General features: G+C 39.0%; 15 protein-coding genes and 1 other annotated feature. Of the genes, 12 read left to right on the plus strand and 3 right to left on the minus strand.

Annotated elements, in window-relative coordinates:
• The first annotated feature begins 20 nt into the window (after positions 1-20).
• The gene (glpK, locus tag AC1D69_RS02165) at positions 21-1526 is read left to right on the plus strand and encodes a glycerol kinase GlpK (RefSeq protein WP_495454500.1); all 1506 of its coding nucleotides are present in this window, start codon (positions 21-23) and stop codon (positions 1524-1526) included.
• Positions 1527-1587: 61 nt separating this feature from the next.
• Here glpK and serA read toward each other — a convergent pair whose 3' ends face one another.
• Both serA and AC1D69_RS02175 read right to left on the minus strand, forming a co-directional pair.
• Positions 1588-3180 (minus strand): phosphoglycerate dehydrogenase, encoded by a 1593-nt coding sequence (gene serA / locus AC1D69_RS02170; RefSeq protein WP_495454501.1) that lies wholly within the window; start codon positions 3178-3180, stop codon positions 1588-1590.
• 198 nt (positions 3181-3378) lie between these two features.
• Positions 3379-3607, minus strand: a binding site (T-box leader).
• Between the two features lie 146 nt (positions 3608-3753).
• Complete coding sequence (locus AC1D69_RS02175) at positions 3754-4671, minus strand: hypothetical protein (RefSeq protein ID WP_495454502.1); 918 nt, start codon at positions 4669-4671, stop codon at positions 3754-3756.
• A gap of 70 nt (positions 4672-4741) precedes the next feature.
• Here AC1D69_RS02175 and AC1D69_RS02180 point away from each other — a divergent pair, with 70 nt between their 5' ends.
• Genes AC1D69_RS02180 through AC1D69_RS02190 form a run of 3 tightly spaced genes read left to right on the plus strand, consistent with a single transcriptional unit; the run spans position 4742 to position 6511 of the window.
• Positions 4742-5329, plus strand: a complete 588-nt coding sequence (locus AC1D69_RS02180) for a CPBP family intramembrane glutamic endopeptidase (RefSeq protein ID WP_495454745.1) — start codon at positions 4742-4744, stop codon at positions 5327-5329.
• The gene (locus tag AC1D69_RS02185) at positions 5322-5690 is read left to right on the plus strand and encodes a hypothetical protein (RefSeq protein ID WP_495454503.1); all 369 of its coding nucleotides are present in this window, start codon (positions 5322-5324) and stop codon (positions 5688-5690) included. The genes AC1D69_RS02180 and AC1D69_RS02185 overlap by 8 nt, the downstream gene beginning before the upstream one ends.
• Positions 5678-6511 (plus strand): metallophosphoesterase, encoded by an 834-nt coding sequence (locus AC1D69_RS02190; protein WP_495454504.1) that lies wholly within the window; start codon positions 5678-5680, stop codon positions 6509-6511. Before AC1D69_RS02185 ends, AC1D69_RS02190 begins: the two co-directional genes overlap by 13 nt.
• Before the next feature lie 102 nt (positions 6512-6613).
• On the opposite strand, the gene AC1D69_RS02195 is transcribed toward AC1D69_RS02190, so the two are convergent.
• On the minus strand, positions 6614-7510 hold the full coding sequence (locus AC1D69_RS02195; protein ID WP_495454505.1) for a polysaccharide deacetylase family protein: 897 nt from the start codon (positions 7508-7510) through the stop codon (positions 6614-6616).
• A gap of 92 nt (positions 7511-7602) precedes the next feature.
• Here AC1D69_RS02195 and AC1D69_RS02200 point away from each other — a divergent pair, with 92 nt between their 5' ends.
• The 8 genes from AC1D69_RS02200 to AC1D69_RS02235 all read left to right on the plus strand — a co-directional run bounded on the left by AC1D69_RS02200 (position 7603) and on the right by AC1D69_RS02235 (position 13715).
• Positions 7603-7962 (plus strand): hypothetical protein, encoded by a 360-nt coding sequence (locus tag AC1D69_RS02200; RefSeq protein ID WP_495454506.1) that lies wholly within the window; start codon positions 7603-7605, stop codon positions 7960-7962.
• Positions 7963-8156: 194 nt separating this feature from the next.
• Positions 8157-8771, plus strand: a complete 615-nt coding sequence (locus tag AC1D69_RS02205; protein ID WP_495454507.1) for a genetic competence negative regulator — start codon at positions 8157-8159, stop codon at positions 8769-8771.
• Positions 8772-8807: 36 nt separating this feature from the next.
• A complete protein-coding gene (prsW, locus tag AC1D69_RS02210; RefSeq protein ID WP_495454508.1) occupies positions 8808-9503 on the plus strand; it encodes a glutamic-type intramembrane protease PrsW in 696 nt (231 codons plus the stop codon).
• A 361-nt stretch (positions 9504-9864) separates the two neighbouring features.
• Complete coding sequence (gene ypeB, locus AC1D69_RS02215; RefSeq protein WP_495454509.1) at positions 9865-11217, plus strand: germination protein YpeB; 1353 nt, start codon at positions 9865-9867, stop codon at positions 11215-11217.
• A gap of 151 nt (positions 11218-11368) precedes the next feature.
• On the plus strand, positions 11369-12019 hold the full coding sequence (locus tag AC1D69_RS02220; RefSeq protein ID WP_495454510.1) for a flagellar brake protein: 651 nt from the start codon (positions 11369-11371) through the stop codon (positions 12017-12019).
• Positions 12020-12091: 72 nt separating this feature from the next.
• Complete coding sequence (locus tag AC1D69_RS02225; RefSeq protein ID WP_495454511.1) at positions 12092-12310, plus strand: hypothetical protein; 219 nt, start codon at positions 12092-12094, stop codon at positions 12308-12310.
• A 110-nt stretch (positions 12311-12420) separates the two neighbouring features.
• Positions 12421-13128 (plus strand): (d)CMP kinase, encoded by a 708-nt coding sequence (cmk, locus tag AC1D69_RS02230; RefSeq protein ID WP_495454512.1) that lies wholly within the window; start codon positions 12421-12423, stop codon positions 13126-13128.
• The gene (locus AC1D69_RS02235) at positions 13125-13715 is read left to right on the plus strand and encodes a lysophospholipid acyltransferase family protein (protein ID WP_495454513.1); all 591 of its coding nucleotides are present in this window, start codon (positions 13125-13127) and stop codon (positions 13713-13715) included. Before cmk ends, AC1D69_RS02235 begins: the two co-directional genes overlap by 4 nt.
• The last annotated feature ends 70 nt before the right edge of the window (positions 13716-13785 follow it).

The raw sequence follows: 13785 nt of genomic DNA on the forward strand, positions 1-13785 counted from the left end.
AATAGGAGGCTTGATATTTCATGAGCAATGACTATATATTAGCCCTTGATCAAGGGACAACAAGTTCAAGGGCTATCGTATATGATGATCAAGCTCGTCCAGTAGCGCGAGCTCAGAGGGCAATCAAACAAAGTTATCCAGAGCCTGGCTGGGTGGAACATGATGGGGAAGAAATTTGGATGTCACAACTTGAGGCAGTCCATGAAGCCTTGACCCAAGGCCAAATTAATGCGGAACATATCCGTTCTATAGGTATTACTAATCAAAGGGAAACTGTGTTAGTCTGGGATCGAATCAGCGGTAAACCGATCCATCCAGCCATAGTCTGGCAGGATCGACGAACAGCATCTCTTTGTGAGGATTTGAAAGAACGTGGGCTTACAGAATTAATAACAACGAAAACGGGACTTGTCATTGATGCTTATTTCTCCGCTACCAAAATTTCTTGGATTCTGGATCATGTGGAGGGTGCTAGAGAGAAGGCAGAAAAAGGTCAGTTGATTACCGGAACGATGGATACTTGGATGATATGGAAGCTTACAAGTGGTCAGGTGCATGCTACTGATGTAACGAATGCATCTAGAACGATGTTATTTAATCTAGATACCAGAACTTGGGACGACGATTTATTATCTGAATTACGTATTCCCAGATCCATTCTTCCGACGATATGTATGTCGGGTCACTTTTATGGTATGACAGACCCTAAATGGTTAAATGGTGTTTCGATTCCAATACATTCGGTCCTAGGTGATCAGCAAGCAGCTTTATTCGGACATACCTGTTTAGAGGCGGGAAGTGCCAAGAATACTTATGGAACAGGTTGTTTCATTCTAATGAACACCGGTAGTGAGCGGGTAACGTCCTCCCATGGATTGCTGACAACCGTTGCATGGGGTATAGAAGATGAGATGTATTATGCTCTGGAAGGTAGTGTCTTCGTGGCAGGAGCTGCCGTACAATGGCTTGAAGAAGGCCTAGGATGGATTAGTGAACCAGCTCAATCAGAATTAATGGCTACTGAGGTATCCTCAAGCGATGGCGTTGTCGTGGTTCCAGCTTTTACTGGATTAGGGGCACCTTATTGGGATATGTATGCTCGTGGGGCTATATTTGGGCTGACACGAGGAACAACATCTAATCATATTGTACGAGCTACCATAGAGTCATTGGCTTATCAGTCTCGTGATGTCATTAATGCGATGGAGAAGGACGCCGGGATGCCTCTACGAGAGCTTCGTGTAGATGGTGGTGCAGTCTCTAATAATTTGTTGATGCAATTCCAAGCAGACATTCTTGGAGTAGAGGTGACACGAACAGAGAATGGAGAAACAACATCACTTGGAGCGGCGCTCTTAGCAGGATTAGTTAGTGGGTTATGGAGTAAGGAGGAATTGAAACAGTTTAATTCCGCAGAGAGAACATTTCAACCGTTAATGGCTGATGAAAAAAAGGAAAAATTATATCACATTTGGCAGGATGCAGTTAAACGAACCATGGGTTGGGAACAACACCATTTCGATTAATATATTAATAAAGGCGTCGATCCATGGATCAACGCCTTTATTTGATAGATTAGAGATTTTATTAATTTAGAATAATTTCTTGAGCTGTATTAATTTCTTGTAGAGCTACAAGCTGAATTAAGACATCTTTAGGTACTGCTTTATCTACGGTTAATATCATAAGGGCAGAGCCACCAACAAGTGTACGTCCAACTTGCATCGATGCAATATTGACTTCATTCTTACCAAGTAAAGTACCTACAAGTCCAATGATACCTGGTTTATCGTTGTGAGAGATCAAGATTTGATGTCCTTCTGGAGCAATATCAACTGGGAACTTATCAAGTAATACGATACGTTCACCATATCCCTGAAGTAGTGTACCAGCTACAAGGCGATCTTGATCAGTTTGTGTTTTGAGCGTAACAGAAATGAGGTTCGTGAACCCTTTTGTTCTTGCAGCCTTAGATACCACAACGTTGATATCACGGGATTTAGCAAGATGAGAACAGTTCACGATATTTACATCATTTCCTAAGTGATAAGATAACACACCTTTTATGATATAACGTGTAAGTGGTAACGTATCAACATCAGACAGATCTCCTGCATAGTCAATATGAATTTCGCTTACAGCTTGTGTCGTAATTTGTGCTGCGAAACTACCTAGGTTCTCGCCGAGAGAGAAGTAAGGTTGAAGTTTCTTCATAACACTAGCGGATACCGGTGGAATATTAACAGCGTTCTTGAAAGGCTCATTACGTAATATATGCAATATTTCTTCCGATACATCAATAGCAACATTCTCTTGAGCCTCAATTGTAGATGCACCTAAGTGAGGTGTAACGATAATTTGAGGATGGCTTAAGAATGGATGATCACTTTGTGGTGGTTCATGTTCAAAGACGTCGAAGGCTGCACCTGCTACAATACCTTGATCAATAGCTTCCACTAATGCCATTTCATCAATAACACCACCACGGGCACAGTTGATGATCCGCATTCCTTTTTTCATAACTTCGAACTGTGGACGTGAAATCATATTGCGTGTTTCAGGTGTTAAAGGTGTGTGTACAGTCATGAAATCCGCATTAAGAATAATATCGTTAACAGAAGCTAGTGTCACTTCCATTTTCTCTGCACGTTCTGCTGTCAAGAATGGATCGTACGCAAGAATATTCATACCAAAAGCTTTTGCACGCTTAGCTACTTCACTACCAATACGGCCCATACCGAGTACACCTAATGTTTTGTTGCGAAGCTCTACACCGATAAAGGTTTTACGATCCCATGTTCCACCGATTGTCTTGGCATACGCTTGTGGAATATGACGAGCTAATGCCATCATCATTGCAAAGGTATGCTCACAAGTTGTGATTGTGTTTCCATCAGGTGCATTAATAACGACCACACCGCGTTTCGTCGCAGCTTCTAAATCGATATTATCTACACCAACGCCTGCACGTCCTACAGCTTTCAGATTCTTGCCCGCAGTCAAGATCCGCTCGGTTACGCGAGTCTGGCTACGAACTAACAAACCGTCGTATTCTCCGATGATTGCTACTAATTCATCTTCACTAAGACCTGTTTGTTTCACAACGGTTACGTCTTCTGCGTCCATTAATTGCTGAATTCCTAAATCACTGATTGGATCCGATACCAACACTTTAAACATGGTTTCTTTCCCCCTTAATAATCAATAGCTATTATATTTAGTCATATGTCTATAGGTCGACATATGACCGTAAAACCAGTATTCGTCAATGCAACGCGTTGTCGCAACAAAGACTGAAATTGTAAAAAAGTAGCCACTTTAAAGGTATGATGGTGAAAGAGTAACAAAAAAACTTCCAATCCGCATACTACTTGCGTAGTAAGGGACGAAAGTTATCGTGGTACCACCCTAATTCACTGCCATCATATCAGCAGCCTCAAATGATCATCATTATGATCATATCTGTTAACGGAGATTATCCGATTGCACCTACTTACGTTCAATGCAATACCTCAGGAATGCTTAGACAAATATTAGACATCGGTTTACACCAGCCACCGACTCTCTGTAGACTATAGATCTGTCTGTTTTCCGTCATCGACTTATTCGTACTTAATTTTTCATAATGTATCATGGTCACGTAAGAGATGTCAATAGCATTAAATACAAATTATAATCGTGTAGCCATGTGAACTTGAATTTCGTCTTATAATTCGCTATGATTCTTTATACTGATAAGGGCTTGAGGACTGCTCACTCATAAAAGAACGGTAACTGAGGAAGAAGTTCCTCACTGTAATATTTATTTTTCCATTTCTTGAAATCATTTTCTTTAACTGCATCTGTTGTGCTCAGTAGATGAATGACATCATTTACAGAATGAAGATTCATAGATTTCACATTTCCAGATTTAATTAAATTATCGATTCTGGCAGTCATATCCTGAGGATCATATGCTCTGAAGATTGAGTCCTTTGTCAAAATGGTTGACACTGCGGCATTCTTGATAATTAAAGAATAACTTCTCCATGAAGCGAAGGAAATATCCTTAGTGAAGTCATACGTAAGAGATATCGAAGGATTAACCTTAGAACTCCAGTTTACCATGGAACAATAATATTTTTTTTGAGCTGTAAGTCCATAATTGATACCATTCTTGTATAATTTATTATTTCTGAACTCTTTCATTAATTGTTCACCACTATTTAAATTCGAGGACGAAGAGATCTTATCTGCTGCATCACCAAGAAGGCGTATGCTACTAAGAAGTTCTGTCTGTGATTCCTGTAGTAGTGGAGATGTAGAATACATGGTAGTGTTAGATATTGCACTATATTTGTCTTCTGCAAGTTGACTTAATTGCTTCAGTAATTTACTTGTCTGAGCAGCATTTTCAGTTTGATTGATCGTATCGGTCTTAGCGACCCATTCTGATTTAAATTCTCTGTAAGGTAAAAATACGGTATGATAGAAGTTAACTAAATCTTGTTGTTGATACGAATCAATGAACTCAGGATCGGAAGGTTTAGTTTTTAAGTAATCATATTTATCTTCCATCTTATCTGCACCGACTTTTACACCTGAGAAGAATGCGGCTGTTGATATGATGATGACGAAAATTAAGGTTAAACTGAAATACAATTCAATGCGAGAGGAACCTTTTTTCTTCATTATTATTATCTCCTTCAAAATTCATATAAAACTAAACTAGAACAGGTTGGACACGATGAAAAAAATTAAATTGAAAATTCCAAAGATAAAAATTAAACAGGTGTCTGCAGATCAATTAAATAGCCGTCTACTACTTCTCAATCTATATTTCACACAAGCCCTTACATTGGTTATCGGCATTATATGGGTTTTATTTCAGAAGAGAAATCCATTCGAACTCTTTTCTTTAGATAATACCGACAATTTTGTGGCTTGGGGTCTTGGTTTAGCGGGAACAATGCTTATTGTTGATTTCATAGTAACTAGAATTATGCCAGAGGATGCAATGGACGACGGTGGTATAAATCACATGTTGTTCAGTGATCGCCCGGTATGGCACATTGTCTGTATAGCTGCTATGGTCGCCGTGTGTGAAGAATTATTATTTCGAGGAGCTATTCAATACGCTGTAGGACCTTATTGGACGAGTATTATATTTGCCGTTATTCATATTCGCTATTTAAAACATTGGATTCCTACGGGTTGGGTTTTTCTCAGTAGTTACGGTCTAGGGTTTATCTATCTCCACACAGGAAGCCTATGGGCTCCAATCTTGTGCCATTTTGTTATAGATTTGGTATCAGGATTAATGATTCGTTTCGGAGGGAAACATGAGTAGCGGATTAAGTAGAGTAGAATCGCATAAAAGACGTCGGTTAGAGGAGAAAAAGAAGCCACCACTATTGCGCAAAGATTTAAGTGAAGAAAAAGATATCAATGGCTCAGAACATCCTGTGTCTTCCCAAAAGATGGATCCCTTGAGAAGAAGCGTGGTAAAAGATAAAGAGGATAAAGAGAGGGACATTGAAAGCGATCAAGTACCTCTAAGATCTAATACATACTCATCCTTAAATGTTAAATTTAGCAAAATCTTTTTAAATACATTAATTAGGTTATTCATTATACTAACTGGAGCTTTAGTATGGTGGGGAATAGAAGGGGCTCCTCCTTGGAAGGAGATCTGGCGATGGATGCACTAATATGGGCCTCGTTATTCGTGAGTGTGGTAGGGTTAACTGTTATTCTGAGGATGATGAATGAAGGGCTATGTAGAAGGATATTGCCTATTGAATTGGTGCTGGATCGTCTTCCGAGCTCATTTGATGGTAGTAAGATTCTATTGATTACTGATATTCACAGAAGAAGACTACCTAAACGTCTCATCATGTCACAAGTAGATAAAGTCGACTGGGTGTTTCTTGCAGGAGATATCATGGAGAAGAACGTTCCCATCAAACGAGTGAAAAGTAACATGAGTCTTTTAAGGTTAGTAGCTCCTGTATTTGCTGTGCATGGTAACCACGATTACAAGGCAAATACGGCCTCACTTGATCATATACTTGAACAATGCGACGTAAGATTGCTGATGAACAGTAATGTTAAGTTATATAAAAATGGAGCTCATGTATGGTTAACGGGTATGGATTACCCACCCCTCCGCAAAAGGTCTTATCCATCTTTACCGAAACTGCCTGCACATGAAATGGAGACTTGCCGAATGGTCTTAGTTCATGATCCTGCGTGGATTAATCGATACTCCGTTAAACCGGCAGACCTTATCTTAGCAGGGCATACACATGGGGGTCAGATCATTCTACCTCTCGTGGGACCCGTCTATTTAGATAAGGAGTATCGGAATATGGCGAGTGGATTGTTCCAATGGAAACAGTCGAATGCTCTTATTAAAAAAGCAACTATGTTTGTGAGTCGTGGCTTCGGATATCGCCATTTACCTTTGAGATTGCGTTGTCCGGCAGAGATGCATCTTATTACATTACGCTCAAGTAATGCTGGTTGTTAAAGGTGATAAGTAACATAAAAAGGAATTATTCAATGAAGTTCATTAATGAATGAAACTTCGAAGAATAATTCCTTTTTTTCATGTCGAATGAGTATCGCGTTTCTAACGCATTTCCAATTCAATACTTCTCGGATCTACGAAAGTGTATCCTCTTCCTTCAAGTTCGACTAATAATGTTTCTAGAGCTTCAACCGTCCAAGGTAATTCGTGCATTAGAATGTTGCTTCCTGAATGGAGTTGGTCGGTTACGTTCTTGATGATCTTGGTTGTTTTATTAGCGTCTGATTCCTTCATTTCCCAGTCCAAAGATCCGTTTGACCAAGTCATGTACAACAGGCCATTCTCTTTGGCAACTTTCTTGCCAACATCCCCACCAGCACCATGGGGTGGACGGAAGAATACAGGAACTTCACCAGTGATATCTTTTACCGCTTTTTGAACATCTTCAATTTGTTTCTTCACTTCAGTTTCGGACTCGGATTTGAGTACGATATGATCCCAGCTATGATTGCCGATTATTTGTTCACGGTCATGAATAAGTTTGAGTAGATCTGGATTTTCTTTTACTTTATACCCATTCACGAAGAAAATAGCCTTCGCATGATGCTTGTCCAGAGTATCAATTAAACTATTAATCATATCTGCTTCTTTTGGGCCGTCATCAAAGGTAAGTAGAACGACCTTCTTAGGTGTACCTTCATCGTTTGGAATGATGTCATAATTTTTGTTCATGTGGTACTTCAATTCGATGGGTGTTTCTTGTGGAGATGCATCTGATGTGGGTTGGTTGTTTTCTTCTTCTATTGCCGCAGGTTCATTCGACGATTCAACTTTTGGTTGGTTCGCCGCTGGATTAGATGAAGTTATACCTCCTTCTTGGGATTGCTGTTGAACTTGATTTGTGTCTGAATTTGAATCGGAGTTCTTTGTCGTCGAATTTCCGCAGGCGCTCAGTAACAAAGCACAAATCAGGAATAGTGTTGTTGTTTGTTTTGTCATAATTCCATCTCACTTTCCTGTAATTTACCGTATGAGTACTTAAATAATTGCAAATACTAGCGATGATTCTATCATAAAAGGAGGTTATACGTGTGAATATTTCGTCACTTTTAACCGGAATTGTGATTGGTGCAGCAGCTACCAATATGATGTCCAAAAACAGTCGGAATGGTTCTATGAGTCAGGTTGCAGACAAAGCTAAAGATAAGATGATGGATTTTGCAGGATTCGGTATGAATATGAATGGGGATCTTGATAGTGAAAGTCCCACGATGGGCTCCACACAACATTCATCTCATGAATCAAACGGATCATCAGGAAGTCAAACGCAGACCCATTCGAAGGAATCCAGTATGAGCATGTTAAAGGATTTTATCAAGCAGAATCCAGATGTTAAACATGAAGTGGATATGATTCTAAAAGAAACAAATACGGTAATACCTGGTTTTTAAACTTAAATGCCTACATTAGAATCATTTATCAGGCAAGTTTGTCTGATTTAAATGATTCTTTTTTTGTCTTTATTATTTCGTGCATTTATGGATAGAAAATGATACGATACTTACATAAGAACCATTTTTAGCACATTTAAAATGAGACATCATAAGTTGTAATATCTCATTGCTTGCAAAGGAGGATCCCTGTCATGAAAATAGAACGTTTAAGTCCAGATAAGATACGGATTTTCCTTACGTTTGATGATTTAAGCGAGCGTGGCATCCAAAAGGAAGACATGTGGCAAGAAATACCGAAAGTGCATGACCTGTTTACTGATATGATGGATCAAGCCTATAATGAAGTTGGTTTCGATGCAACAGGTCCTTTGGCTGTCGAAGTTTTTGCCTTACCTGCTCAGGGTATGGTCGTCATCGTAACTAGAGGGAAATACGATTCACATCAATACGCCAGTATGGGTGAAGATGAAATTCCAGAGGAAGTTTATGAAATGGAAGTTACGCTTGAACAAAGTGATTCCATTGTATATGCTTTCAACGATTTTGAGGTGCTAATTGAAGCGGCTCACGTACTTCGAGGAAATATTACAGAGGCTGGAAAGCTGTATAACTATAAAGACAAGTGGGTTCTATATCTGGATCCAGAAGATTTAGACGAGGTTAAGCATCCTTCTCTAATAGCTGTTCTAGCGGAGTTTGGAGAGTCTATTTCGACAACTGAGGCAGTTCTTGAGGAATATGGGAAGGTCATAATCCCAGTAGATGCAGTCCAAGTTATATGTCATCATTTCGCTCGTCAGGTGTAACTACACATATTTTAGATTTGAGACGGGGGAGTAATGGTGCTATTGTTTTCAGTAATTGCGTCTGCAGTGGCGCCAGGAATTGCTCTGCTAACGTTTTTTTATCTAAAAGATAAATATGATGCAGAACCCATCCATATGGTCATTCGAATATTCCTGCTCGGACTTCTGATTGTCATTCCAGTTATCTTCATACAGCGGGGGATGACATTGGGACTGGGTGATTCACCTTTTGTTCAGTCATTTTTTATTTCATCTGGTGTTGAGGAATTGTTGAAATGGATTGTTCTTTATTACATTATTTATAATCATGTAGAATTTGATGAGCCATATGATGGTATTGTATATGCGGTAACTGTCTCTTTGGGCTTTGCAACCGTAGAGAATCTCATGTACGCTTGGTATAGTCAGGCTTCAATTGGAACCATGTTTATTAGAGCTTTGCTCCCTGTTTCAGGTCATGCTTTGTTTGGGGTCATTATGGGCTATTATTTTGGACGTGCTCGTTTCTCGAACGGGATGCATACCAAGAGCTACCTTTTATTATCATTTGTGATTCCTTGGCTCTTTCATGGTACGTATGATCTTATATTAACAATGGTTACGGATTACTGGGTATGGCTCATTATTCCACTGATGGTTATTTTATGGTATGGGGGAATGGGAAAAGTAACTCGAGCGAATAGTCGCTCACCTTTTCGTTTTCTTAAAAGAGAAGAAAAGATTAATACCTAAATTTGTTGGACACACTTTATCTAATGAAATGATGGAAGAGATTTTACGTCATTCTAAGATGGAGGTGTCCTTTTTTGCGTGTAAAAGTAAAAATCGTATGCCAACAATGTGGTGAACATTTTGTATTGGCTGGCCGGAAGGAATCGGGGAAAATTGAGACTGGTTTTAAGCGTTGTATATGTGACAACGATCAAAACTTTGAAATAGAAGAACAATTATATTAGGTATGAAGCGAAATGAAGTCCAATTGTCTTCGAATGGATAAGTAGTTCATAAAAGAAAGAGTAACCATCATGCATAAGACGTCTTCCTTCTTGTCACACTAACGGCAAGGATTACAAGAAAGGAGACTTGGAGACATATGTATAAGCGATTAAGTGCAGTGTTATTTCCAGTCATGACGCTATTGTTGATTGGGGCTATTGTGTGGGGGTATCAAGAGAACATGGAAAAGAATGCGATCCTCATCAAGGCAGAAAATCAATATCAACGAGCGTTTCATGATTTGTCTTTTCATATGGATAAACTACATGGTGAAATAGGAAATACATTAGCTGTAAACTCTGATTCACGCTCCATGCATCGTAAAGGTCTAGTTAATGTGTGGCGGATGACAAGTGAAGCACAGAATGAAATAAACCAACTGCCGCTAACGATGCTTCCCTTTAACAAAACAGAAGAATTTTTATCTAAAATATCTAAATTAGCATATCAAACATCGATACGCGATCTAGATAAAGAACCCTTGAGTGATAAGGAATTTAAAACACTACAGGTACTCTATAAAGATTCAGGACAGATTTCAAAGGATTTGCAGGGAGTGCAGGATAAAGTTATTAATAGCCGCTTACGTTGGATGGACGTAGAGACTGCATTAGCAAATCAATCAACAATGACTGAGAATAGCATTATTGATGGATTTAAGACGGTGGACAAAATTGTTGGAGAGTATCCTGAAATTGATTGGGGTCCTTCAGTGGCATCCATTAACGACAAACGATCCGTTAAAAAGCTAGATGGTGTACCTGTAACGAAAGAGGATATTCATCGCAAAGCCATTAAATTTGCTGATCTTGGGTCCAACGCACAAGTTCAAATTACCGAGAACGGTAAAGGAACAGAGTGGGCATCCTATACAGCTAAAGTGAAGAAAAATAAAAGCGCTGCTGCCATAGCTATGGATTTCACGCAAAAAGGTGGAATTCTAATCTCCTACACGGACGAACGAACCATTGGGGATAAAAAAGTGAATATGGATCAGGCCAGACAAAAAGCAGACCAGTTCCTCGAAAATAAAGGTTATAGCAACATGACTGCGGTTATGGCTGATGAGTATGGCAACATGGGTACACTCACTTATGTCTACAAACAGGATGAAGTTCTCGTATATCCTGAGAAAATGACTGTACGTGTAGGTTTAGACAATGGTGAGGTAACAGGTTTTCAATCTAGTGATTACGTATATGAGCATCAGGATCAAAGACCTATTCCCAAAGCCAAGCTTAGTCTAAACGAAGCTAGAAAAAAATTAAATAAAACGTTCGAAGAGGATTATAACCGGAAGGCGCTGATTGAAGACGACCTTTCCAATGAAGTGTTGTGCTATGAGTTTGGTGGGAAGATCAATGGTGGCAATTACCGAATCTATATTAGTGCTGAAGATGGTTCAGAAGTAACTGTAGAAGAGATAAAGACACCGATTAAGTCCAAATAAACGGCTTACAGTAAATAGAATGGCATTTGGGGGGTTCTATCCTTCAAATGTCATTTTGTTTTTATTTTTTTTGAAAAAAATGACTTTAATATCAATGTTAGCATGCTATAATTACAAACGAATGATAATCTAACGACGGCGGTGAAAAGTCTTGTACCCTAATGTAAATGATGTTTTATTTATGAACGTAGACTCAGCTGACGAAGAAGAAGCAAGTATTCTTTATAAGTCTAGAATGACAGACATGGATGAAGTATCCATACTCATTGAGGTTCCAATGGAAGAACAATCAGGTCGATTGAAGAAATTACATTTAGGCGATGAATTATATGTGCATTATGTGGACAAGAGTGGTGTTAAATATTTCAATACATATGTCATGGGATTTAAGGAAGATGTTATTCGCATGGTTAAGGTTAGAAGACCTGAGCAAGTGACGGTTACTAAAATTCAAAGAAGAACATTTCTACGTGTTTTTGCAGATTTAGAAGTAGCAGTTAAAAAGAATGATTCGTCACGATTTATTACTCGTACAGAAGATATAAGTGGCGGTGGGTTGTCATTTTTTTCAGAGTCTAAGTTTAATCTTAAAGAAGGTGATGTATTATCTTGCTGGGTATTAGTTAATTACAAGAATGGTTCAGTAGAACATGTTCCAGTCATTGCAGAAGTCGTGAGAATCAAAGAACAAGAAATTAATCGTAATATTGCGATGTTGCAATTTGTTGACATTACAGCAACAGAACGGCAGAAAATAATTAAGTTTTGTTTTGAACGTCAATTGGATTTTCGTAATCGATAATTGTTTGAACATATATGAATGTTTTATCTCCATAATAGGAACACTAACGGAAAAATTTAGGGAGATTTGAAAATGGAAGAAGATCAAAAGCATAGTCATTACTACGTTTTACTTTTCGAGAATTTGTTTCAATCGAGTACAAAAGTGATCAAATATATTTTCTGGATTCTACTCTGTATGTTGATCTGTTTTCAAATCTGCGTTCATATTCCACAGTTACGAACACACGTATCATTTGTGTATAATCATGACGGTGTTCCTATGGTAGAACAGGATGTGAAAGATTGGTAATAAAATTTATGCTGTTCCTTTTGCATGAATTTCTTATATGTGGTATAATTCTTACGTCGCAGGCAATGCCTGCTTTTTTCTTGAGTTGATGTTATGGGAGGAATACCCCATTGGTTAGGCAAGAGGCAGAATCGAATGACAGAATTAACATTGCAATTGATGGTCCTGCTGGGGCAGGAAAGAGTACAGTTGCACGTTTGGTAGCAAATGAATTGTCATACGTCTATGTTGATACGGGTGCTATGTATAGAGCCGTCACATGGTATATGATGAAACATGAGGTAGGACCAGAACTTCCAGATGGAGTACTCCAACACACATGTAACATGGTTCTTGAGTTAATTCCAGGAACCGAAGGACAGAAAGTCTATGTTAATGGTGAAGATGTTACACCGTACATTCGTTCAACACAAGTGAATAGTATGGTGTCCCGATATGCGCAAATCGAGGGGCTGCGTACTCATTTAGTACATTTACAGCGGCAAATGGCTTTGCGTAAAGGCGTCGTAATGGATGGACGAGATATCGGAACAACGGTGCTTCCTGATGCTGAAGTTAAGGTTTTCTTGACGGCTAGCGTGAAGGAACGAGCTCTTCGTCGATTTAGTGAACTGAGTGATGCAGACAATATTTCACTAGAACAACTTGAGAAGGACATTGCAAAGCGAGATGCTTTGGATGAACAAAGAGAAATTTCACCTCTTCGTTGTGCTGAGGATGCTACTGTTCTCGACTCTACGAATATGAATATCCATCAAGTAGTGAACACGATTGTTTCTTTTTGCAGAAGTCAGAGGGATGGAGAGAAAATACGATGATTTATGTTTTTTGCAGAGGACTACTACGATTCATATTTTCTATTCTTTATCGGTTAGAGTCCGTGGGTAAGGAACATGTTCCTAGTGAAGGCGGAGTATTACTTTGCGCAAATCACATTAGTGTGATGGATCCTATAACGATAGGAATTAAGTTGAAAAGACAAGTGAAATATATGGCCAAGGCGGAATTGTTTGATATTCCAGGGTTTGGTTGGTTGCTTCGACAATTAGGGGCTTTCCCGGTTAAACGTGGTGGGGTCAGTAAAGAGTCGATTCGTATGTCTATCAACATTTTACGTGGTGGGGAACTGATGGGTATTTTCCCAGAAGGGACTCGTAACTCTACAACAGGAGTTGCTAAAAAAGGAGCAGCAAGTTTTGCACTTCGCTCTCAAGCTACGGTTATTCCTGCCGCTATTATTGGGGAGTACAAACTTTTTCGAAAAATGAAGGTCATATATGGTGCACCTGTAGACTTAACTGAGTTTATGGGAGAGGGTTCAGGCGATCAGCTTGAAGCTGCAACAGAAGTCATTATGTCTCGTATTTATGAAATGCAAAAGACAGGAAAGTCATCTATGAGTTAATCTATGCATGAAGGTTGATCTTTTATGGAAAGATACTACAGCATAATGTGTTTTGAACACTGCTTTAGCA

This window comes from Paenibacillus sp. Y301 (assembly GCF_059445505.1).

Excerpts from the sequence above, each read along its gene's own strand:
- glpK (WP_495454500.1), top strand. The coding sequence starts at position 21 with ATGAGCAATGACTATATATTAGCCCTTGATCAAGGGACAACAAGTTCA.
- serA (WP_495454501.1), bottom strand. The coding sequence starts at position 3,180 with ATGTTTAAAGTGTTGGTATCGGATCCAATCAGTGATTTAGGAATTCAG.
- AC1D69_RS02175 (WP_495454502.1), bottom strand. The coding sequence starts at position 4,671 with ATGAAGAAAAAAGGTTCCTCTCGCATTGAATTGTATTTCAGTTTAACC.
- AC1D69_RS02185 (WP_495454503.1), top strand. The coding sequence starts at position 5,322 with ATGAGTAGCGGATTAAGTAGAGTAGAATCGCATAAAAGACGTCGGTTA.
- AC1D69_RS02190 (WP_495454504.1), top strand. The coding sequence starts at position 5,678 with ATGGATGCACTAATATGGGCCTCGTTATTCGTGAGTGTGGTAGGGTTA.
- AC1D69_RS02195 (WP_495454505.1), bottom strand. The coding sequence starts at position 7,510 with ATGACAAAACAAACAACAACACTATTCCTGATTTGTGCTTTGTTACTG.
- AC1D69_RS02205 (WP_495454507.1), top strand. The coding sequence starts at position 8,157 with ATGAAAATAGAACGTTTAAGTCCAGATAAGATACGGATTTTCCTTACG.
- ypeB (WP_495454509.1), top strand. The coding sequence starts at position 9,865 with ATGTATAAGCGATTAAGTGCAGTGTTATTTCCAGTCATGACGCTATTG.
- AC1D69_RS02225 (WP_495454511.1), top strand. The coding sequence starts at position 12,092 with ATGGAAGAAGATCAAAAGCATAGTCATTACTACGTTTTACTTTTCGAG.
- AC1D69_RS02235 (WP_495454513.1), top strand. The coding sequence starts at position 13,125 with ATGATTTATGTTTTTTGCAGAGGACTACTACGATTCATATTTTCTATT.